Annotated in this window: 16 protein-coding genes and 1 tRNA gene; 2 read left to right on the forward strand and 15 right to left on the reverse strand. The window is 46.0% G+C overall.

Going from position 1 to position 22,666, the window contains the following annotated elements; all coding sequences use genetic code 11:
- The 4 genes from RID09_RS30605 to RID09_RS30620 all read right to left on the reverse strand — a co-directional run bounded on the left by RID09_RS30605 (position 1) and on the right by RID09_RS30620 (position 3,401).
- Complete coding sequence (locus RID09_RS30605) at positions 1-1,263, reverse strand: RNA-guided endonuclease InsQ/TnpB family protein (protein ID WP_446339673.1); 1,263 nt, start codon at positions 1,261-1,263, stop codon at positions 1-3.
- Positions 1,264-1,450: 187 nt separating this feature from the next.
- Positions 1,451-1,681: a hypothetical protein gene (locus RID09_RS30610; protein ID WP_446339674.1), complete on the reverse strand. Its 231-nt coding sequence runs from the start codon at positions 1,679-1,681 to the stop codon at positions 1,451-1,453.
- A 69-nt stretch (positions 1,682-1,750) separates the two neighbouring features.
- Positions 1,751-2,761 (reverse strand): hypothetical protein, encoded by a 1,011-nt coding sequence (locus RID09_RS30615; protein WP_446339675.1) that lies wholly within the window; start codon positions 2,759-2,761, stop codon positions 1,751-1,753.
- Positions 2,762-2,936: 175 nt separating this feature from the next.
- Positions 2,937-3,401, reverse strand: a complete 465-nt coding sequence (locus RID09_RS30620) for a hypothetical protein (protein WP_446339676.1) — start codon at positions 3,399-3,401, stop codon at positions 2,937-2,939.
- A gap of 283 nt (positions 3,402-3,684) precedes the next feature.
- Between RID09_RS30620 and RID09_RS30625 the strand changes: the two genes are divergently transcribed.
- Entirely contained in the window at positions 3,685-4,206 is a 522-nt protein-coding gene (locus RID09_RS30625) for a hypothetical protein (RefSeq protein WP_446339677.1), read from the forward strand.
- A 249-nt stretch (positions 4,207-4,455) separates the two neighbouring features.
- On the opposite strand, the gene RID09_RS30630 is transcribed toward RID09_RS30625, so the two are convergent.
- From RID09_RS30630 to hisD, 11 genes are all read right to left on the reverse strand, one after another.
- On the reverse strand, positions 4,456-9,699 hold the full coding sequence (locus RID09_RS30630; protein WP_446339678.1) for a CHAT domain-containing protein: 5,244 nt from the start codon (positions 9,697-9,699) through the stop codon (positions 4,456-4,458).
- Between the two features lie 354 nt (positions 9,700-10,053).
- Positions 10,054-10,473, reverse strand: a complete 420-nt coding sequence (locus tag RID09_RS30635) for a hypothetical protein (RefSeq protein ID WP_446339679.1) — start codon at positions 10,471-10,473, stop codon at positions 10,054-10,056.
- The gene (locus RID09_RS30640; protein WP_446339680.1) at positions 10,466-10,726 is read right to left on the reverse strand and encodes a hypothetical protein; all 261 of its coding nucleotides are present in this window, start codon (positions 10,724-10,726) and stop codon (positions 10,466-10,468) included. The genes RID09_RS30635 and RID09_RS30640 overlap by 8 nt, the downstream gene beginning before the upstream one ends.
- A 351-nt stretch (positions 10,727-11,077) precedes the next feature.
- The gene (locus tag RID09_RS30645) at positions 11,078-11,545 is read right to left on the reverse strand and encodes a YbjN domain-containing protein (protein WP_446339681.1); all 468 of its coding nucleotides are present in this window, start codon (positions 11,543-11,545) and stop codon (positions 11,078-11,080) included.
- A gap of 85 nt (positions 11,546-11,630) precedes the next feature.
- Positions 11,631-11,891: a hypothetical protein gene (locus RID09_RS30650; protein ID WP_446339682.1), complete on the reverse strand. Its 261-nt coding sequence runs from the start codon at positions 11,889-11,891 to the stop codon at positions 11,631-11,633.
- Positions 11,892-12,053: 162 nt separating this feature from the next.
- On the reverse strand, positions 12,054-16,775 hold the full coding sequence (locus RID09_RS30655; protein ID WP_446339683.1) for a hypothetical protein: 4,722 nt from the start codon (positions 16,773-16,775) through the stop codon (positions 12,054-12,056).
- 129 nt (positions 16,776-16,904) lie between these two features.
- Entirely contained in the window at positions 16,905-17,192 is a 288-nt protein-coding gene (locus RID09_RS30660; protein WP_446339684.1) for a hypothetical protein, read from the reverse strand.
- Positions 17,193-17,360: 168 nt separating this feature from the next.
- Positions 17,361-17,442, reverse strand: a tRNA-Leu gene (locus RID09_RS30665).
- 249 nt (positions 17,443-17,691) lie between these two features.
- The gene (locus RID09_RS30670; RefSeq protein WP_446339685.1) at positions 17,692-19,932 is read right to left on the reverse strand and encodes a PAS domain-containing sensor histidine kinase; all 2,241 of its coding nucleotides are present in this window, start codon (positions 19,930-19,932) and stop codon (positions 17,692-17,694) included.
- Positions 19,933-20,191: 259 nt separating this feature from the next.
- Positions 20,192-20,617, reverse strand: coding sequence for a universal stress protein (locus tag RID09_RS30675; RefSeq protein WP_446339686.1), 426 nt, complete (start codon positions 20,615-20,617; stop codon positions 20,192-20,194).
- A gap of 168 nt (positions 20,618-20,785) precedes the next feature.
- Positions 20,786-22,093: a histidinol dehydrogenase gene (hisD, locus tag RID09_RS30680; RefSeq protein ID WP_446339687.1), complete on the reverse strand. Its 1,308-nt coding sequence runs from the start codon at positions 22,091-22,093 to the stop codon at positions 20,786-20,788.
- 213 nt (positions 22,094-22,306) lie between these two features.
- Between hisD and rpsT the strand changes: the two genes are divergently transcribed.
- Positions 22,307-22,633: a 30S ribosomal protein S20 gene (rpsT, locus tag RID09_RS30685; protein WP_446339688.1), complete on the forward strand. Its 327-nt coding sequence runs from the start codon at positions 22,307-22,309 to the stop codon at positions 22,631-22,633.
- Positions 22,634-22,666 lie beyond the last annotated feature (33 nt).

The following is a 22,666-nucleotide window of genomic DNA, read 5'->3' on the forward strand; positions in this document are numbered from 1 at the left end:
CTACGACGACTTACTTCGTTGAAGTCGTCGTTTCTGACGTTTCTTCGCCCCTAGCTGCTTCATGCTTCCGCAATCAGTAGAGCTAGGCGACTCCACGTCTAAAGAGGCTCGTTCCAAGCCCCTTGCCCAAATTTCGTTGACTTGAGCGGCATTAATATCTCTATCCTCAACATGATTACAGTCGGGATTAGAGCAAACATGAACTCTATCAGCCAAAGTCTTAGGCGTTAATTCCCAACATTTAGCACACCGTTGAGTTGGTTTGAGCGTTCTAGTTGGTGACTCGACATAAAACCCACCAGCTTCAGCAGCTTTGTAGGTTAACAAATCACCGATTATGCCAAACCCAACGTCGAGAATAGACCGATTTAACCCGGCTTTTTGTTTCTTGCGCTTGCCCTTCTTTGCTTTTCGGGTCATACCATTGACGTTTAACTGCTCTCCAGCAATTAGGCTATTACTGCTAATTATCTCGCTGGTTGTTTTGTGCAGCCAATCTTCTCGTTGTCGGAATATCTTGCTCTGAAGTTTAGAAATCCGTTTTCGTTCTTTTTTCCATCGTCTTGAACCCAAAACTTTTTTGTTCCTATTAGGTTGTCTCTTGCGTCTTAACCGCTTTGAGGCTACCTTAACTTTCTTGTATCCTTCCTTAATAAAATCTGGTTTAGCAATTTTCTCGCTAGTTGAAAGCGTTACCGCGTCTTGGCAACCTAAGTCTATTCCAATTGAACCTGTACCTGTTTGGCGAGTCGGATTGCACTGCACGGTAATTGACGCATACCACTTACCGTTCCTAAAAAAGATTGTACAGGTTGTTGGAGTTCCCCAAGTTCTAGCTTGACCCCGCATTTGAATCTTTAAACCAAGGTCTCTCAGTTCCAAGTAACCGTTGTTACCATTAGACAAAACTTTCCAACCTGCTTTGTCTGGATATGTCCAGCCACTATACCGCCGCTTTGCTTTGAACCTGGGGTACTTACCCAATCCTTTGAAAAATCGTTTATAGCTAAAATCAACCCGCTTTAATGTAGCTTGCAACGTATGAGAACCTAATTCGGCATACTCAATCCAAACTTCTTTAAATTCAGGCAAACAATTCTGTTGCTCAAAATAATCAACAGAATGACCAAAGCGCTTGTACTGCGTCCTCCGGTTAGCAATTGCCGCGTTATAGAGTTCACAGTGCATTTTTCTAGCCCAATGAAGCTTGTTACATTGAGCCTTATTTGGATAAATTCTATAGGTTGCTCTACGTATTTTCATGCCTATATTTTACCATAAAAATTTGACAACCTGCGGAATATTTAATTCCTAGTTTGTCTGCTATCCTTCCCCAACTTACTGTCGTTGAAGTCGGGGAATGCCGCAATTACGTTCAAAGCGGATCAACCATAACCATAAGGGCACGGCAATGAAAGAGCCCCTACCCTAGCGCAGGATTAAGAAAGCCCTATTTTCCTGCACTCGGACCGCCGCCACGAAACCCTCCATAAGACGAGCGATTGGGTAAAAGAATCCATGTTCCACCGCGATAACCGCCCGATAATCCTGTTCCATGTCGGGGCCAATAGTTGTCCTGTTTATCGGCTCGCAGGACGAGGGCAGAACGCTGTGTATAACCTGCCGTAATTGTCAAGAGGGCGATCGCGATCGCAGCCCCAGCAAAAATCTTAGTTAACATCGGTTAAACTCCTAGGATGAACAGAGTCATTAGTAAGGGTTGGAGGGAGTTTTATTTCGACTGACCTACCTACTGATCAGATACCGTTAAAGGAGATGGGCGAATGTGAACAACCTCAACGGGAACGAGAGTGCGGTTGCGATCGCGCACTGTCAGCGTCGTCTGATCCACGGGTGCATCTGGCATCACATCCAGATGAAAACCGTAGGAACTGCGAGGTTCTAAGGTGAAAAAACATTGGACTTGACCCTTCGCCGATTCCACCTTGCCATCTTCTTCTTTAAAGCTTAGAGGGATAGGCAAAGCACCGGCATAAACTTGTTCTCCATAAGCATCATTAATCACCAGACGTGCGTTTAGCTGTCGCGGTGAGGTTTCGTCAGATTTCACATTGATCTTGACCCGCACCAGCTGATCAGCCCCTCCTACCGTAGCGCGTCCACTGGGATCGCTATCTTGAATTGTTTTCGCGATCGCGACTTTCCCAGAAAAGGGTGTGGCAATGATCGCCATAATCCCTAGAATTGTCGAACCAATTAAACCTGACCACAAATAGCGCGTATCAACAACCCCATTTTCCACTCTCACCTTAAATCCCACGGGTTGTTCGAGTTCTTGTCCAGAGGTATTGCCATAGTCCAACACAGCAATTGCCACGGTTATTTTCTCATTTTTCTTTGCCTGAACGTCGAGTCCTCCCTGCAAATCCGACTCATACCAACTACCCGATTCACCATCTTCGTACCACGTCCCCGACTCACTCCAGGCTTCTTTCATCGCTGAGGCGATCACTTGCCCATTTTGGTCAAGAATTTGAATTTCGTAGATCACCCACTGATTCGTTGACAGCCAAGCCTCCACATCAATTCGCAAAGCACCGATAAGCTGAGGCTGGAGTTGTATCGACTCCAGTTGGACTGATTCCTCTGGCTCAACGTATACTGTCTGTGACATCAACCTTTTATGGAAAAACTGAGCCACAACAAACGCTAGTAGCACTAACCCTGCTGTTCCCAGAGCAATGTAAGACCAGAGATCGACAAAACGACCGGTTCGCTGAGTTTGGGTAGTGACTGGCATTGGCTTGAAGTTCAATTCAAATTTTCCAGGGAACTGAAACAAGTTGTCTCAGTCCATTATTCTCTCTGTGTTTGATCCGAGAAACTGTCTATCGAATAACCCGGTATTAATTCTAATTTTATCGTTACGTTAGGATTACCCGAGCAATTCCACAGGCTAGAGTCTGCGGGAGGCGTCAACGAATACGAATTCGGATTCCCGAAGAGCGATCAATCACATCTGAGCTGTGGATGCGGACTCTACCTGAGCGAGATCGGTGTCTGGCAGACCGAGTTGTATCAATAATCACAGGATCAACCAAGATAGAATCCGAAATAGTCGAATTGATAATTGTGGGGTTAATTAGCGTAGAATCACGAATGGTTCCCCGAATCGGCTCTTGATACCGAGTATAGTCGCGATCGCGATAGTTGCTATAGGATGAACCTTCAGAGGAAAAGGCACAAGGTTGACCTGTGACCCGATTCATGGGTATTGGTGATGGAATGGGGCTACCGTAAATCACCGAAGTACAGCGCGATGACTGAATCGGTCTAGCCTCTACTGCGCTATCCCCCACTATCATCCAAGCCACTCCCACGGTTAAAGGCGTGAGCATGATGTTCAGCCAACGGCGTTGTAGGAGAGAAAATTTCAGCATCGTTTCACCTCAAAATATGTTACGTAGCCATTAAGCGATTCAGTGAAGCGCAAAAATTTATCTTGTATCCGGCGATCCTGTTCCCTTACCAGTGTAACTATCCCACTGAATCCGGCTGTCAGTCCCAGCTTAAGTGAAGGTCGGATTGACTTGTTAGTTCCTTAGCGCTTTAATTCCTTCAGGTTTTCGTGTAATTTCAAGGTATAAGCCTAGAGCCAGATCTAACTTCACCCAATGGCACGAATCAGTGTCTCGATGATGTCAAGTTTTTGATCAATGACCAATGACCAATGACAAAGAACAATTCCGCATCGAATACCAAACTGGAAAAGCTACCTTTGAGCGGGGTGACTATCGCGCTGCGGTGAAGCACCTCGAAAAAGCCTGCGCTTTGATTAACCGCAATTCTCGTTTAGGGGGAGAGGCGCAAATGTGGCTTGTTACAGCTTATGATGCAGCCGGACAACAAACTGACGCGATCGCGTTAGGTCAGCAACTGACAAAGCATCCTGACCTGGATATTCGCAAACAGTCTACCAGCTTACTCTACATCCTACAAGCCCCCCAGCTCAAGCGACCTGAGGAATGGATGACCAAGATTCCCGATTTAGGTGCTATTTCTGAAAGTGATCCCATAGATCGTCGGGGTAGCGGGGTGACTAGAAGCAATCCCAGTTTGAAAAGACAAATTGAATCGGATGCGATCGATCTGAGTACGGTTAATACCAAAGATAATCAATTTATCTGGGTGGCTCTGGTTGTTATTGCCGTATTAGTGGGTGGACTTATCTGGTGGGGAGTGTAAAATCCTCCCCCAGCTTCAAGAGCTCCCTACCCTCCCACAAGACTTATTCAGCAGCCCCTACTTATTTACCATCTGACTTTTCACGCCATTTAGAAAAATCAACATTAGACCTAACCCCCCAGCCCCCTTCCCTCGCAGGGAAGGGGGAGAATTCAAAGCCTTCTCTCTCTTACCCCCTTTCAAAGGGGGGTAAGGGGGGATGGAGAGAGGTTTGGAGAGAGGTTTTCCAGCTCCCGTGAAAAGTAAGATTTACCATGGACTACCAATCATCGTAAATGCTGACCAAAAATAGGGATGAGACAAATCTTTATCTCCTATTTGTGCTAACTCTGGAGGTAACGTAATACTTTCCCCACTCCCCAATAATTTCCCCTCTTCTAACCGCACCTCTCCCCGAATCATCAAAAGTTGCGCCTGTCGCAGCGCTTCTGATTTAATCGGTGCTGTCTCTAACTGACGGTAAAATTCGGTCATTAGTCCCAACGTTGCTTCATCACTGACATACCAGAGACTTCCCAGTGCCGATTTTACCCCAGCTTGTACCGCTAACCCGGCAAAGCCTAACTCAGCTTCCTCATCCCCCACAGCGGTGCGACAAGCACTCAGGACTAATAATTCTACTGTGGGTTCATACAACTTTAACTCACGCAGTTGGTCGAGGCGTAGTTTAGTATCCCATAGCTGAATATAAGAATTTTCCATGCGTCCCGATTTAAATTCACCATGAGTGGCTAAGTGGACAATTCCAAAGGGTTGTAATTGACGTTGGGTTTTTAGGTTCTCCAGAGTAAACTCTTGGTTGAGGAAGGATTCTCCTTGCCATATTTCTTGGGTAATTGCGGCTAATTCAACCGGGACAGCTTTTAAGGGGTTGGCGTCGGTAAATTCAGACGCCCCCATTGCCAAAACTTGGAAGTCATTAATATCGCGATAGCGAGTATCGGTTAAGCTGATACTGGGCATTAAACCCGCACTGTATTTTTCAATTAGGAATTGTTCGCCATCGTGGAGAGCCAGTAAGGGAATGGAACGCAATCCTCCATCCATGATAAAGCTGAGATTCTGAATTCCTTGGGTTTGTAATTGGTCTTCAATTGGGGCAATTATCCATTGATACAGTTGTTGGGCTGGGGCTAAATAACGGTCGGTACTACGTGTAATTGGATTAGTAATCGCACGGCGTAATTTTTGGGCTTCAGCTAAAACAGTAGCGCGAGTTGCACCGGGAATCGGCATAAAAATCGGTTCCCCGGTTGGTGTAACTACAACCAGTTGCAATTGGTCATTATCTTGGGGAATGGGATTGGTTAAAGAACCGGAATCTGGCGTAATTCTGGTGGGGTAAAATACGGTATAAATCAGAGCGGGTTTTTGACCTGTGGCGGATTCAATATCGCTCAAGGTTATCCGAATTTGCTCTAATGTATTAATGGCAGGATTGAAGAATCCTAGATATTTCTCAAATTCACGGGTAAATAATTCTTCTAAAGGGAAACCTCGGCTTAAGAGTCTAACTGTTAGGGATGAGGGAGGATCAGCTTCGGGCAATACCCGTTGTAATTGTTGCAGGAAGTCTGGAGCGGTAATAATTGAAATAGCGCCTTGGCTATAGGGACCTAAAAAAGATTGGAAGGGTAAGATTGAGTTATTGGCGCTGGTTGTTAAGGCTCCCGCCGTACCGTTTATCGTAGCATCACCGACATCAAAGGAAATTCCTCTGGCTCCACCATCGTGGCGAATAATAATTGTCCCCTCACCAGCACCACCCGCCGTAGAAATGCTGGCAATGATGTTATTTTGGTCGGTAAATGTGCCAGTAGCTTGGAAGAATTGTTCTGTGGTAATGTCAACGGTTCCGCCTGTTCCTTCTGTACCCCCTTGGGCGTTAATTAGGGTAACTTGAATCCCATTTTCGGGGTCTAACTTGACATTTCCGCCATTTCCTGATATTGAACTGGTATCGATTTCTTGGGTAATGATGCGATCGCGTGCTGTAACTGTAACGTCTCCACCCCCTGTTTCTCCCGTCGCGATTAAGTCGCCGCTTTCCACTGCACCTGTTTGACTTTCCAGGCTAATATTACCGCCACTACTGATATTACTTGCAGCGTCGAGGGTTCCCGCCAATAGGTTATTCTCCGCCATCAGGGAAATCGTACCCCCTGCGCCAGTGGTAGAAGAGGAATCGAGAGTGGCTGCGATCGCGTCGATGGTATTTCCGGTTATAGTAATCGTACCGCCATCGGTATCTATGGGAGATTGGAGTGCGATCACGCCTCTTCCCGTTAGGCTGAAATTCCCGCCTGTGGTGGAGATGGCGTTATTTAAGCTGAAACTATCGGCGAAGGTGAAGGAAAGACTTCCTCCCTCGGTGTTGATACTGTCATCTGAGGAGAAAACAAGATTACTCAGAGGATTAATATTTCCCGCGATAATATCCGCACCGCCGATAGAAAGGGTTTCGGGGAGGGTGATTTCTCCCGGAGTATTCAGAGTTAGACTATCGCCACCGTTATCAGTTGAACCGAATCGTATCGCGTCACTAATATTGATACGATTTCCAGCCGAGAGGTCAATTTTACCGCCACTCCCATTGGTAGAACTCGAATCAATTTCACTGGCGTTAATCTCGTCAGCCGCGTCAAGAATAATTGCGCCACTCGCGCCATTTTCTGAGGATGAGTTAAGGGTTCCGGCGCTAGTATCAATACTGTTACCGCTGATATTAATATCTCCCCCGCTCTGTGCGCCCATTGAGATAATATCAGAAGTTGTAATATCACCAGCCGCTTTAACTGCGATCGCACCTCCTGTACCATTATCTGAAGTAGTTATTATTCTGCCATCATTTAAATCGCCAGCATTGGTATCAATACTTCCATCACGGCTAGTCAAGTTAATATCTCCACCGCCTAATTGACCCGATGAATCAACATAACCGATGATGATATTATCAGTAACGTTAACGGTAATAGTACCTCCCGTGCCATTCCCTTGAACACACTGATCATTTAAGCTGGAGCAAGACAGTATTCCACCTATAGTGTTGTTTACAGGATCATTATCCAAGGCGTCAAATGTACCGCCAATAGTAAGATTGACATCCCCACCATCTATAGCGCCAAACGATTGTATGTCATCTGATTTCAGATTTCCACCAGCCTGAATAGTGATATTACCACCATTACCACTGTCGGAAATGGCAAAGATATCAATTACTTCAATATTTCCATCTGCTTCCAGAGTAATATTACCACCGTTACCATTGGCAGCGCTGGAGTTAGCGGAAACCACACCACCATCTCCTGTAAAAGTAATGCTACCACCTGCGGTTAGGCTAATTTCACCACCATCACCATTCAGGTTGGCTGCTATAGCAGAAATACTATCTGTGAAAATGTCACCTCCAGCCTCTAACGTTACAGAGCCACCATCACCATTATCAGAGGATGCAGATAGATCTCCAGCGCTAGTGTCGATACTGCCTGCGGTGCTTGTAAGGTTGATATTTCCGGCACTCTGATTGCCGCTAGCACTTATTCTAGCAGTAATGATATCACCGGGAGCTATGAGGGAAACTTGACCACCCTTATCAGCAGGAGTAGTAGCAAGTATCTGACCAGCACTGGTATTGATAGAACCCTCTGTACTTGTCATGCTAATATTGCCAGCGTTGCCACCATCTGAATTTATTACATAAGAAAAGAGGGTAGCAGTAATAATATCTTTTTGAGCCATTATAGTGATTGTCCCACCCGAACCAAGACTGGCTCCAGCATCTATTAAACCAGCACTAGTATCTATTGAGCCTCCTCTACTGATCAGAGTAATATCACCAGCATTGTTTTGACTATTGAACACACCTCCTGACGTGCGAGAAAATACATCACCTGTAATAATATTGCCTAAAGCGTTCAAAGTTACCGGACCACTATCTACACCGTCAGTTCCCGAAACCGTACTAATGTTTCCGACCTGAATACTTCCTACTGGTAGTAATGATGTAGCTGGTGTATCGAAGTTTGTTCCTAATGTTGGTACACCTGTAAGGGGAAAATTCAAAGGATTGATTGTATCCACTCCTGCTCTTAAAATTAGAGCGCGGCTAGTGGTTAAAATGTTTGCATCTGGATCATCCCCTGGAATATTGAGGTCAGGTCCAGTGATTGTAATATCTCCACCTCTAATACTCCCTGTCGCTTCGACTTTTAGTGCTACACCTTCATAATCACCGAATTCAACATCCCCAATTGCCCGAATAATGGGGTCATTGATACTTCTAAATGTTCCAGGTTCTCCAGCTAAATTGAGCAGTGAAAAATCACCACCACTGGTAAAGTGAGCATCGCCAGAAATAATCCCATCACTGACTAAACTCATATTTCCCCCACTCACAAACGGGGTTTCTGGATGGTTCAGCGCCAGAATATCAATTCCATTATTCCCCTGAATATAAAGATTTCCCCCCGCTTGGGCTAAAAAAGGACTGGTTTGGTTATCTCTTACCCATACCGTATCCTTCGCCAATAGATTTAAATCCCCGGTTGTTACCAAAGAGGGTGCAACGCCTTCCCCAATCGGAACTAAGGTTAAATCCCCTTCAGCCGATAACGTTGCTGTGTATGCTGTTACCTGATTAACAACAATATCTCCAGCTTCAGCTTCCACATCAGCCGCCGTGATTCCCGTCGCTTCAACCACACCCTCATTCGTCAACAATTCCGGTAACATTAACGGTTCAATCGCCAACAAATTCCCCTGATTATCCGTCGGTAATTCAACCTCCAAACTCAGCAGTTGTCCCTCCTGAGTCAACCGTACCCGACTCGTTCCCGGTACTGTCATCACCGAAATATTACCCTCTGGTGCTGTCAAACTCCCTGTACTCAGCACCTCACCACCAATCAGCGAAAGATTCTGTCCCTCGGATACCTCTAAATCACCTGCATTAATAATCGCTCCGGGCTGCAACGTCTCAAACTTAAATCCATTCGGATTGCTGACTAAATTGCTGTAACTATTGCTACCAAACGCCTCAAACCATCCCCCCTCAAAACCAATCCCCGTCGCTGTGGTTGCGGTAAAATCACCCGTAACATTCAGTCGAGCATTTTCACCAAAAATAATCCCCGCCGGATTCATTAAAAATAGATTAGATTGTCCCCCTGTTACCTGAATCAACCCATTAATCAGCGACGGTTCACCATTCACCACCCGCCCTAAAATATTCTGAATCTCTGGATTAGACAAAAAGTTAGCAATTTGGTTTGTATCGAGTCCAAACTGCTCAAAACTATGAAACAGATTCACCCCATCCCCGGAAACCTTACCCCCTTGGATATCGTAGCGGTTCCCCTCAGAAGTAACCGTGGTTTCTGTACCATCGGCGGCGGGGGTAATGGGTTGGGAGTAAGCAGGTTCTATAGCAGCAAACGTAACGGTTAATGCTAATCCTGCCAACAGCCGCCCCTGTCCTTGAGTAAAAATATTCATGGGGTATAGCAGATGCATATCTAAGAGTATTTAAGCATAAATACTTGGCGGCTGTAAATAGACTGCGCCTTTTCACCGTAGTGGCGTGGCACACCTTAATTGGTGGATTGGAATTGTAGGGGCGCACCGACGTGCGCCCGTGTCAACTTAAGCCATAACCCTTACCCATTCTAATTTTCAGCTATGGGGTTTCCGCTCCCCGGCTATGGGAGAAGGGCGGGTTTAGTCAAGTTATCAGTTGGGTGTCATAAGTTATCTGTAAAACCCGCCCCTACACCCCCCGCTCTCCTGGCTCTTCACCTTAAGTTGACACCAATGAAGGCTTGCGCCCCAAAACTTGAACATCTGTTGTGTTCATTTGTCTATTGGACAAACCTCAAAAGCTAACTCATGGCGATAAAAACACACATTAAATTCCGCCAAAAAGTTTGTATGTCCCAGGATTACAGGCGCATCTCTTGATTGAGTCCAAGCAAATGCCAATAAGACAGGCGAAAACGGCACAACGATACCCGATACCACCAAGCCTCGTGCTTCGTGATCAGCTAAATTTCCACTTAACTGAATCGGAACAGTTTGCTCTTCCCAGACTGCCCCTAACTGTACACCAATCTCGTAAGGTAGAACATTGACACTTGCACCCGTATCTACAAGTGCCATTACCTCGACAGTGCAGCTTCCATTGACAAGAGTGATAGGCAAATATGGCATGACACTCGAAAGTCCAAGGCTATTTATGCGCTCAATGAACGGGAATCGTTGACCATTAAGCATTAGTTTCTCTCCGCGCCGCCACCAAAAGATCCGACAAGGCTTGAACACTTGCCTGATCTGCTTGAGGAGACCAGACAACGGCTTCTGTTGATGCCAATTGATTCAAAAGTGCATTAGCTGAATCACTATTGCCTACAGGTTCTAGGCTGCATCCTTCCTCTTTAGCAACGGCAAGAAGCAGAAAGTGGATAAGTCGAAGTTTATCTTGATGAGAGAGTTGACTAACAGTGGGTAAAAGTTCGCTAAGAGACATATTGCTTATCTGAGAGGTTCAATACAGTTCTAGTCTAGTTGAAAGTAACCAAAGAGCGATATTGACATATCTTAGTTTGATATACCGTAGGGTGGGCATTGCCCACCAATCTTAAGCTGAATGTCGCTGACTTAAGCTGGGTTCGTAGTAGGCACGAAGCGTGCCAGAAGTGAAGACAGCACTTACTACAAACTCTAAAGTGCCATTTGTCTTAATCTGTCACGCATTTAAATTGGGAATGGGTAGCGAGCAAGATGCTCGCACTACAACGATTTTGCCATTCTTGACATTATGGTTTAAATGCCGAACAGCTTAATTCAATGCCATTCTTATGAGGTTGGAATTTCCCCTTCAAACGTCAGAAATCGCATCGGCTGGCGACACTCCACTCTTGACAGCGATGATGCCAGGGAGGTATTCATCCATCATTTTCACATTGGTGTAAACCAACTGTTTGATAGTGTCTAAATCAAGAGAGTGATTTTTGACATTGGTGCTAGTCTTGTAACGAATCTCCCCATCATCGAAATTTAACTCAAAATTGCCGATAATCATGCCATAGTTGGCTCTGGATAGAAACTCTCCTACCGCTCGACGCTTAGACTTGGGAATTTTAATTGGGCATAAGCAGTAGAAGATAAACTGCTGCTGTGATTCTAGCGCTTGAGCATAACAGTTGTATTGGTCATTTTTGCCCTTAAATGCTAGGCGTAAGGCTGATTGTTTTGCTAGCTGGGCATAGTGCCAATTGTCTTCTGTGAAGAAATTGACGATGGCGTCAAAAATGGGTTGTGTTGAGGGAATGTCTTCAGGTGTCACATTGGGAGTTTTCCTGTCATCGTATCGCCAAAAGACTAATACAAGGGTTGATGGATTGCTAATTTACTTAGTTTACAGATAATCCTTAAGGCTGCTCATTGTTTTCTTTAAAGTTAACAATTTCTTCAGGGGCTGAATGAATTATTTTTATCACCTCTAAAGCGACATCCACCATTTCTTTAGCGCGGGGATCTGGCATTAATTTTAACTCGATTAACTCATTGAGTAGTTTAGCGGCTTGAATACCAGATTTTAACAAGGCTTCTTGGTATTCTTGTTGTAGGGTTTTAGGAGGAGTGGAGATTTGGTTTTGGTCTGTTGAATTTTGAATGTTGATGTTTTCCATGGTGTGTTCAGTATAATTCGCATTTTAGGGTTGCTTTATTCCAACGACCTCCTTGATCTAGACAATCATCGATAGCAAAAAAATTTCTAGTCCATTGTACAAATGCCAACACTATTATAAAAACTACAACAATCCCAATTACAACCCAAATTTTCATAATTATCAATATTCATCAGGTAAGTTTTCTGGACGATACTTTTCACACATATTTTTACACGATCCGTCAGGTTCACTACTGCCTTGTTCCCGACCATAGTTGTTAGCTTTCTGATCTTCCTCGCTGGCTTCAGGTGAGTCTCCCTTCCACTTTTGATCAAACTCCTCTCTAATATCGCTTATAAATTCCGCCGTACTCTCACCATAAGAGCCTAGCTGGGCTGCTTCACAATTTGCCTTGCAATGGAAATACTTATCTGCACCAATCCAATTTGCCTCACGCATATCAAAATAGTTATTTTTAAAAATGTTGATAGCTGAAGGAATTTCACTGATAGCTGAATAGCTTTCACTGATCCATTGACTTAGATCACTCCACCGCTCCTGTACCCAATTCCAACCTTGACTGACTTGTTCTCCAGCCCAAGCTAAACCTTGTGATGCTTTCTCACTAGCCCAATTACCAACTTCACCGACCTTATTCTTCGTCCATTCCCAACCCGCTTTAATCTCGTCACCAGCCCATTGGAGAACATCACTCCCTAACTCTCCTAGTTGTTGGATGCCATTCCAAGCTTGACCCCCTGTATCCTTGACAAAGTTACCAACAGCCACACCTGTCTGTTGTAGCAAATTTAAGCCTTGAGAGCCTTTATCTTTGACAAAACTACCAACAGCCGCACCTGTCTGTTGTAGCAAATTTAAACCTTGAGACCCTTTCTCCTTGACAAAACTACCAACAGCCGCACCTGTCTGTTGTAGCAAATTTAAACCTTGAGACCCTGTATCCTTAACAAAATTCCCAGCACCCGCAGCCTTGTCTGATAACCAACTGAATGCACCCGAACTCTTTTGTTGTACCCAATTCTTCGCACCAGAAACCTTATCCCCCAACCACGAAACAACATTAGTAGCTTTGCCTTGAACACCGGAAACCAGCGAACTGACTTGACCACCGAGCCATTCTAAAATCGAGCTGCCTTTAGACTGAATAGTTGAAACAGCACTTTGTCCTTTTGCCTCTAACCCACTAACAAAAGAACCTGCTTTTTCCCCAACGGCGTTAACCGCACTGTTTCCCTTTTCGGTGAGCCAATTTTTAGCCGTCTCACCTTTTTCTTGCACCCAGTTAAATGCACTGGTTCCTTTTTCAGTCAGCCAAGATGTTGCGTTATTCGCCTTATCAGCCACAAATATTTCGGCGCTACTGACTTTTTCACCCATCCAAGACGTGGCGCTGTTGGCTTTTTCACCTATCCAAGAACTAGCACCATTAACCTTTTCTCCCAGCCAACTAAAGGCTCCTCCGGTTTTCTCATCAATCCATGTCCCCGCACTATTGGCTTTTTCCGATAACCAATTCGTTGCGGCTCCAGCTTTTTCAGTGGCAAAACTGGTGGCATTATTAACCTTTTCTCCCACCCAAGATTTAGCTTCCCCAACTTTCCCCTGGAAGCTTGTCCAGCCTTCTGAGGCTTTACCTGTTAGGGTTGTCCATTTCTCATTTAGATAATCCCCGGCACTGGTAACAGACTGGTCAACCGATGTCTTAACTTGTTCTCCCTGTTGTTGCAGTTGTGTACTAACATCCTGGGCTTTTTGGCTAATTCCTTGCCATCCCTGTTCAACTCTTTGCGTGACTGGAGCTACTTTGCTTTCAATACCAGACCAAGTGGATTCAACTTCTGTTTTGAGAGCTTGCCATTCGGCTTGTAAAGCTTGACCGTTTTCTTGTCCTGCTGCTGGTTTGACTCCGGCGGAAGTGTCATCAACTTTAGCTTGTAGAGCTTGACTATTCCCTTGTGCTTCTGATTGTTTTGCTCCGGCGGAAGCTCCATTAAGTTTAGCGATAAAGTTTTGAGCTTTCGCCATGTATGTCTGGGAAAACTGCTGGGCTTCTGTTTCTACAGCAGTCATTTCCGTTTTGGCACTATTTTCTAGCTCAGTCCAATTACTCTCAAGTTCACCTTTGCCTTCAACGGCTTTATTTTCTAAATTAGTAACTTTATCAGCAACTTCCGTTTCGACTTGTTGCTCTTTAGCCGTCGTTTCTTGTTTTAAGCCAGTTTCTTCCCCTTGTAACTCAGAAGCTTGAGTTTGGGCATCGGTTTGGAGTTCTGTGCCTTTAGCTTGACTCTCGGCTTCGACTTCAGTTCCTTTGGCTTTGACTTCTGACTGAAGTTCAGTTCCTTTGGTTTGTTTATCAGCTTCGAGTTCAGCGGCTTTAGCTTGTTTGTCGGCTTCTAATTCATTCCCTTTAGCTTGTTTATCAGCTTCGAGTTCAGCGGCTTTAGCTTGTTTATCGGCTTCTAATTCATTCCCTTTAGCGTTTTTAGCGCTATCTAATTCATTTCCTTTCGTGTTTTTATCAGCTTCTAACTCATTGCCTTTGGTATCTTTGTCGGTATCTAGCTCATTACCTTTGGTATCCTTGTCTGCATCCAGCTCACTACCCTTGGTTTGCTTGTCATTATCTAACTGATTCCCTTGCTCTTGTTTTGTCGCATCAACTTGAGATTGCTTATTATCGTACTCACTTTGTACCTCACTCTTCTTCCCAGCAGCATCACCTTTAAGGGAATCAAAAATACCTTTTGCCCAATCAAAGGGATTTTCCAGTAAATCACCTTGAACAACTTGACCGGATTTTACTTGTTGTTCATCAACTGGCTTAACGGTTACATTACTTTCAGCACCTTTGGCTGCAACTGCTGGTTCTGCGGATTGAACCGCTTCTTCAACATTCTGTTCTGTCTCCTGTTGCTCAATTTCAGGGGTTTCAGGTTCTTGAGGTTCGGGTTCTTTGGCTTTCGGTTCAGGTGCTTCCTGAACTTCTGCTTCCGGTTGAGGTTCAGTTTCCGGAAGTGCTTTGTCCTCCGGTTGTACTTGGGGTTGTTCGGGTTCGGCTGGTTCTGGGGGTTCACTCGCCGACTCAGGAGTCTCTTCTTGGCTGGGTTCAGCCGGAGTAACCTCTGCTGCTTTTTCTTCTACTGCGGGAGTTTCAGCCGCACCATCTTTAACTTGAGGAGTTTCTGTTGTAGGAGGAGTTTCTATCGCAGGTTTCTCAAGTTGCTCAACTTGCGGCTGAGGTAAGGGTTCAGATTTGGGTGCATTTGTCCCCGGTTGAGGAATCGCCGCAATTTTTTGTTGGGCTTGCTGTAATGCTTGTTCTAAAGCCGCTTTGGGTTCTTGACTCGGATCAATAGTTTGAGCAGCACTCTGATCAGTATTATGCATCTGAGCCTGCTGCTGTTGCCAGATATCCGTTAAAGATGTCCCCTGATTGGCTTGACTTAAATCAGGGATTTGGATACCTCCAGCACCTGTATTGGCTGTTTCCGTATTAGCTGGAGTTTCAGCCGCTTTTTCCTGGGGTTGAGTTTTCCCTTCAGTATCAGTCTGTGCGGATTCAGCTTCCGGTTGAGGCGCAGTACCTTCTGTCTCTGGTTTAGGTTCTTTTGTGGGTGCTGAGGTAGCTGGAGATTCAGTTGAACTATCTTGTGCTTTGGATTTAGCTTCAGGTTTTGGCGCTGGCGCAACTTCAGGTTGAGTTTCAGTATCTTGTGCTTCTAGTTTGGCGTCTGTGGTGGGTTCGGCTTGAGGAGGTGGCTCGATTTTCCCTTGGGGTTGATTCGACGATTGGGGTTGAGCCGGAGCAGGTTTTTGTACCTCTTGAGTCTCTGTCTCTGTGACTAACGGCTTATCCACCTTGTCTTGTGCAACATCTGGTGAAGTTTCCGTTAGCTGGAATTCTGCACCTGTGGCTGTTTGAGCATTAGGCGGTGGAAGTTCTTTAGCCGGAAGTGGCGGGGAATTCTTATCTACAGATATTTTATACGGATTTTTATTAGATGTAGCTGGAGACTCCTGCTCCTCAATCGTCTTAGCTGGTAGCGTAGGAGTGAGGTTATCTCCCTGTAACGATAATGGGTTTTTATTCAAACCCCTAGCACTCGCTATGTCAGCTTTCGCCTGAATGGTTCCTGTGTGCGTTTCCTCTTCCTTCTCTTTCTGTTCCTGCTCACAGGCGGAACATGAGCGCTGAACCGTTTCTGACTGACTCGATTGCTGAACATTAAACCGATTCAACCCGTTGAAGACAGAATGAGTTCTCTGTTCTATTTTGGGATGATACTGTCCTAACCCATTCTGAAGCACATTCCTCTGCACCGGAGGAGACTCTTTCCCCTGAGTGTTAACGGGAATAGTCAGCAAGTTGGAACTCAAACGCGATACTCTTTCTTTTTGAGCTTGTAAATTCGGTTTTGGGGATGGGTTGTTTCCACTCTCTGCTGCTGAGGGTTGAGCAGGGGTGACAGCAACTCCGTCTACTTCTGTATCAGGGGATTCGGGATTCTGTGATAATTCGGCTTCTGAACCTTCCTGGCGCTGAACCGTCTCTTCTTCCTGACTCTCTGTCGCTTCAGCTTCTGAAACGTCTGGCTGTTGAGCGTTATTTTCTAACCCTGCATTAGCTGACTGTTTCTGTACAGGTGGCGGGGGTGGTGTTTTGGGTGCATTAACCGGGACATTAAGACCGTTATAGCCGACAAAGGCTGACTGCTCCAATTTCTGTTGTAAAAACGCCTTCTGTTCCTCCGGTGAGCGTCTTACCACAGGTTCCTGGGGTTTCGGAACTTGGAAACGGCGTCGCTGCAACGGATTCGGCGCGGACTTCCGACTCAAGGGTGAGAAATTTGGTTTGCGGATGGGTTCTCGGAAAGACATTACCAGAGGTTCCCCCGATTTATGCAGGTCTTTTCTGTCCTTCCCAGGAGGCGCGATCGCGTCTATGAGATTGGTAGCAGAAAATCTCCTCGATCATACCCCCAAACAGGCGATCGCACTTCACTCATCTTAGGAAAACTTAACATCCCCCGAAATAATTCCATCACTGACTAAACTTAGATTTCCCCCACTTACAAACGGGGTTTCTGGATGATTCAGCGCCAGAATATCAATTCCATTATTCCCCTGAATATAAAGATTTCCCCCTGCTTGGGCTAAAAAAGGACTGGTTTGGTTATCCCTTACCAATACCCTATCCTTCGCCAATAGATTTAAATTCCCGGTTGTTACCAAAGAGGGCGAGGGCGCACGTCGGTGCGCCCCTACGGTAACGAACCTTAAATCCCCTTGGTTCAATAACGTTTCTGTGTATGCTGTTACCTGATTAACAACAATATCTCCAGCGATGGGTTTTTTCCACTCCCCAAAGAGGCGCTCGCATTCTATCCCGCTTCATAAAACTTAAGCAACATTGATGACAAATAGTTTGTCACTGTAAAGCCGCAATCCTTTGTTCTTCTCAAATGCGGACGAAAGGACTTGAACCTTCACACCTTACGGTACTAGAACCTAAATCTAGCGCGTCTGCCAATTCCGCCACGTCCGCGACTCACTCGATAGCTATCATAGCAAAAACCTGGCGATTTTGTTAGCGGAGTTCGACGTAACGCTCAAAGCCTTATTTTCCCGTTGCTATCGCCTGAAAGCCTCCAGGTGTGCGTCAAGCCTGTGCTTATATCAAATTCAGGTTGAATACCCCTCCAGAACACTGTAGAGACGCGCCATGGCGCGTCTCTACAATCCTGAAATAACCGGGGTTCTACCTGATTAGGTATCAATTCCCCATCCCCATCGTCTACGGGTTCTCCTCCCCAGGTTGCGGTAAGGGTAGAGTAATTGTCACCGTACTTCCTTCTCCGGCTTGAGACTCTACCGCGATCGCACCATTTTGTAAATCCACACAATGTTTAACTAGTATCAGTCCTAAACTACTCCCCGTCACCCCATCACCATGACTATTGGTGTCGAAGGCGTTGAATAAGACATTTTGCTCAGGTTCGGGAATATTACTCCCAAAATCCGGAATACGAAACACTATCTGTACGTCTTGACACAACAATTCCAACTTGATCGGACTATCCTCTGGTGAATAGCGCCATGCACTAATCATCAAATTTGTCAACATCCGGCGCAACAATTTTTCATCAGCAACGCGACAACAAGATTCAGGACTGACAAAGGTAATTTGGCGTCTCGATGGTGTACGCTCCTGTAACTGGGTGATTAATTCCTGACACAACTGAGTTAAATCTAGTTCGGTGGGATTTAAAGGTAGTTGTTTGGATTCAACCTTATTAATCCACAGCAGATCATTCAGGATTTGGTTGATCCGGTGAGCATTCCCTTGGATGCGCTGGAGATAGTAAAGGTTGTCGTTCTCGGTGTCGAAATCGGGGTTATTTTCCAGGTATTTAGCATGGGAAAAAATCTTGTTCAGAGGATTACGAAGTTCTTGGGTAACCACTGAAGCCAATCGGGAAAGATGGGATTTGAGCGCCCGATATTCGGCTTCTTTTGCCATAGCTTCGCTAACAGCTACCCTCGCCTGTTTTTGTTCACTCAAATCTTTAAACGTGATCACAATGGCGCTACCATCCCCGTCGAGATTCTCCAAACGAGTCATCGTGTACTCGTAATCCTTCACCCCCTCAACCGTGGTTAAGGTAATTTCGTCGGTCTTAGACTCTCCCGTGTTTAAAACCAAGTCCCGTTGAATATCCAACTGTTCCATCTGTTCGGCGGACAACTTCAGATCATGCCAAGTTTTACCGATAAAATCTTTTTGCTGGAGTCCCCACGCCTGGGCTGCGGCTTGATTCACATAGACATATTTGCCCGTGCGATCGCACACTAGAAAAAAGTCACTGGAATTTGAGAGAATCGCATTAAGAAGTTGTCCGAGTTGTTCGACTGAGGTATCCGGCGTTGGGGGAGAGGGGGTGGCTGGAGGTTTCTTCTCTGGCTGACTGGCGGCTTGTTTGACCGCTTGCTGCTGCTGAATCGCTTGTTGCTGACGAATTGCCTCTTGTTGCTGTGCTTTGAGGCGTTTTTGCTCACTAATATCCTCTAGAATACAAATCGCTGAAGTGGGTTCGTCTGAAGTCCCCAATACCAGCGCCACCGTCAGGCGCCCCCACTCAATGGTGCTATCCGGATGCTGGAGAGGCTTCTCCAATTGGTAGGAGTGACGTTCACCCGCTATCAATTGACGAAACATTGCCGATTCCATTCCTGACTTATCTAAATTCATCCACGTCATCAAAGTGGGTGCTAATTCATCAGCCGGACAACCGAGCATTGCCTGTAGTTTCGGGTTATATTCGATCAGGTTACCCTGATGATCCAAAAGTCCTAACCCAATGACCGTGTGCTTCACAATGGAGTCAAACAGGGGATGATTGTGGGATTGCATGGAATCTTTATAGCGTGCGATCGTTAAATCTTGCAACCGCCAGCGCAATCCAATCACCTGACCCGATGGGTTTTTCACAGGCGCGACGGTTAGGGAAGCGAGGAAGGAGGTATTACTACGGGGTTGAATCTGGACGGGCCAATTATTGATTGACTCACCCCGTTGTAACTGACTCAACTTGTAAAAAAAATCGCGCCGTTCCTGGGTAGCGACAAAAACGGCTAAAGATTTGCCCACCAGACGTTCTGGAGAAAAGTTGAGCATATTGGCGGCGGCTTGATTTGCCTCAAAAATGATCGCGTCGGGATTGGTGACGAGGTAACCATCGGGGGCAAACTCAAACAATTCCCGGTAACGCTGGCGTTCAGCTTCTATGGTAATCTGGCTTTGCGCTAATTTATCATTTTGTTGGCGTAGTTCTCCGGCAGCAAATTGCAATTCTTGCAGGGAATGAGACAGTTGTGTCAAACTCTCCTGTAATAAGTGTTGCTGCTGATTCGACATTTCCTCTGTGCGTAAAGACGCCTGTACTGGCAATTTAAATACTTCGTGTGCTTGTTGCCAAAGCGTTTCTACACGTCTGAGGGATAGGGAAATCTGTTGGTCAAAGGTTTCTGCGGTCATCTTCTACTACACAAATAGCTGCACCCTTTTAACCTCCCTATTTTCTACTATTGTTCCGGACTTTGTCTTGATAGAAAAGGCTATTCGGGTATAATGTCCTGACAACTCTTGCCCACCCTAAATAAAATCTGATTATGCCAGTCAGGGGGAGGAATGTCGGCAAAATTCAAGGATAGCTGAATGATGAATTTCCTTTTTTTATTCCCTGTTCCCTGTTCCCTGTGAAAAAGTTCCTTGACTAATGACGAATGACCAATGATTATTCCTCCCCCTTAACCACTAATACTGAACAAGGGGCATCAGCCACCACCTGACTACTTACCGAACCTTGAACAATCCGCTGTAAGCCCGTTAGTCCACGAGTACCAATCACAATTAAATCCGCGTGATAAATATGAGCAAGGCGAATTATTTCTGCGGAAGGGTCACCGTTAACAATTTGAATTTCACTGGGACAAGGTAGTTTAGCTTGATACAGTTGCAGTTGCTGTTCGGTTTCTTGGTAAAGGAACTCCTCAGAAGGATGCGGGCGATCAAGGGGGATGTCCATTTCAGGATCTTGAGGAAGCATGACATTGCACAGGATAATTTTGGTGGCTGATGTTATTTGTAGGTTGTCTAGGGTTTCAATTAAGCGATAGGTTGGCTTGGAGCTCTCGAGAGCTACCAGAATCGTCTTTAGCACCAAAATTTCTCCTCATCGTGAGCGATTGTGAGCGATTGGCTCCCAGCAATAGGAATTTTCCCTCTTGAGCAGAGGTTTTGTCTACTGGCTTGACAAATTCTTATTGTCATTCGTCATTCCTTGTGAATGATTGAGGACGAATGACTGACGGATAACTCACCAATCCAGTCAATCGTGCCTTTCGCCAAAGGTTCGTAAGCGCACGGAATCCCCATGAGAGGGTAATCCTTCGGCTTGTGCCAACACCTGAATGGCGCTTGCCATTTTATTCAGGGCGGTTGAGGAATATTGAATGAGACTCGAGTGCTTCATGAATGTCTCAACACCCAACGCCGAAGCATAGCGAGCAGCACCGGAGGTGGGTAAGGTGTGATTGGGTCCGGCGATATAGTCCCCAACGGCTTCTGGGGTGGATGTTCCCAGGAAGATGGCACCAGCATGGCGGATCTTTTCGAGTAAGTCCCAGGGTTCGGTGATTTCTAATTCTAGGTGTTCGGGGGCAAACTCATTGGACAATTCTGCGGCGATTTCCAGGGAATCGACGACTACAATTAATCCGTAGTGCGCGATCGCTTTTTCGGTAAGTAGGCGTCGGGGATGATCCTGAAGTTGCCGTTTGACTTCAGCTTGCACGCTTTTTGCCAGTTGAGCGTCTGTCGTCACCAGGATAGCCGCGGCTAGCGGGTCATGTTCTGCCTGCGCCAATAAATCGGCGGCGATATAGACAGGGTTGGCAGCACTATCGGCAATAATCAGTACCTCCGATGGACCAGCCAGAGAGTCAATACCCACAGTCCCGTAGATGAGTTTCTTTGCCAGGGTGACGTAGATATTTCCTGGACCTGTAATCACATCCACCTTGGGAATGGTTTCGGTGCCATAAGCTAAAGCCGCGATCGCTTGGGCGCCTCCGATACGGTAAATTTCGCTGACTCCGGCTTCTTGGGCGGCGACTAACACGGCTGGATTAATCTTTTTCTCCAAGCCCGGTGGCGTGACCATGACGACTTGAGGCACTTTTGCCACTTTAGCCGGAATCGCATTCATTAACACCGTACTTGGGTAAGCGGCTCGACCACCAGGAACATAGAGTCCGGCGCGATCCACTGGCGTGTAACGTTTGCCCAGCACCACCTCATCATCGCCAAAGTGCACCCAAGATTTGGGGACACGTTGTCGGTGAAAGGCTTCAATCTGCCGTGCTGCCAACTGAATCGCATCCAGGAGTTCCTTGGATACTTGCTGGTAGGCAGCATCCAGTTCTGAGCCACTGACACGCAGTTGCTCAGGCGTTAAGCATTGATGATCGAATTCTTCGGTATAGTGCAAGAGGGCTTTATCCCCTTGGCGTTTTACCGTCTGCAAGACTTCTCGCACCGTCGCCTCTTTGTGCATGATTCCATCGTGGGAGGTGCGATCGCAGATCCGCCGTAGTTCAGTTTTTGCCTCAGCCTGCTGAGTGATTATTCGCAGCATGGAGTCGGTGTGCCTATCATGAGGTATTACCCGTGGGAGACTAGGATAGGATGAGGGAGTTCCCTGACCGGGAGTCCTCCTTTCCTAGTCTCTCTTCTCTAGCTTACCTGGATTTTTCTGGAGTCGCGATACTTTTGACATAGATGTTATAGTGGTTGTTCTGGTATTTTGGAATATTGGTAATCGTAAACGTTAGTTTTCCTGAAGACTCCTGTGGCTAATAGCAAGTCTGCTCTTAAACGTATTAAAATCGCTGAACGGAACCGAGTTCGCAATAAAAGCTATAAATCAGCGGTGAGAACGCTGATGAAAAAATATTTTGAGGCGGTTGAGGATTACTCCCGTCAGCCGTCGCCTGAATCGTTGCAGGATGTGCAAAATCGCCTGTCTGCGGCGTACAGTAAAATAGACAAAGCCGTGAAGCGGGGCATCCTGCACAGTAACAATGGTGCTCGCAAAAAGTCCCGCTTAGTCAAGCGGTTCAAGAATGTACAAGCTCAAATGAACCCAGCATCGGCTGAAACATCAGAGGCGTCATAATTAGCTGATCTAGGGATGGGATCACCCGGAATC

The organism is Coleofasciculus sp. G1-WW12-02 (assembly GCF_040219735.1).
Taxonomy (GTDB): domain Bacteria; phylum Cyanobacteriota; class Cyanobacteriia; order Cyanobacteriales; family Coleofasciculaceae; genus Coleofasciculus.

What these genes read in the sequence shown, in the direction of transcription:
- RID09_RS30620 (WP_446339676.1), bottom strand. Translation starts at nt 3,401, where the DNA reads ATGCTGAAATTTTCTCTCCTACAACGCCGTTGGCTGAACATCATGCTC.
- RID09_RS30610 (WP_446339674.1), bottom strand. Translation starts at nt 1,681, where the DNA reads ATGTTAACTAAGATTTTTGCTGGGGCTGCGATCGCGATCGCCCTCTTG.
- RID09_RS30615 (WP_446339675.1), bottom strand. Translation starts at nt 2,761, where the DNA reads ATGCCAGTCACTACCCAAACTCAGCGAACCGGTCGTTTTGTCGATCTC.
- RID09_RS30655 (WP_446339683.1), bottom strand. Translation starts at nt 16,775, where the DNA reads ATGTCTTTCCGAGAACCCATCCGCAAACCAAATTTCTCACCCTTGAGT.
- RID09_RS30630 (WP_446339678.1), bottom strand. Translation starts at nt 9,699, where the DNA reads ATGAATATTTTTACTCAAGGACAGGGGCGGCTGTTGGCAGGATTAGCA.
- RID09_RS30670 (WP_446339685.1), bottom strand. Translation starts at nt 19,932, where the DNA reads ATGACCGCAGAAACCTTTGACCAACAGATTTCCCTATCCCTCAGACGT.
- hisD (WP_446339687.1), bottom strand. Translation starts at nt 22,093, where the DNA reads ATGCTGCGAATAATCACTCAGCAGGCTGAGGCAAAAACTGAACTACGG.
- RID09_RS30605 (WP_446339673.1), bottom strand. Translation starts at nt 1,263, where the DNA reads ATGAAAATACGTAGAGCAACCTATAGAATTTATCCAAATAAGGCTCAA.
- RID09_RS30625 (WP_446339677.1), top strand. Translation starts at nt 3,685, where the DNA reads ATGACCAATGACAAAGAACAATTCCGCATCGAATACCAAACTGGAAAA.
- RID09_RS30635 (WP_446339679.1), bottom strand. Translation starts at nt 10,473, where the DNA reads ATGCTTAATGGTCAACGATTCCCGTTCATTGAGCGCATAAATAGCCTT.
- RID09_RS30640 (WP_446339680.1), bottom strand. Translation starts at nt 10,726, where the DNA reads ATGTCTCTTAGCGAACTTTTACCCACTGTTAGTCAACTCTCTCATCAA.
- RID09_RS30650 (WP_446339682.1), bottom strand. Translation starts at nt 11,891, where the DNA reads ATGGAAAACATCAACATTCAAAATTCAACAGACCAAAACCAAATCTCC.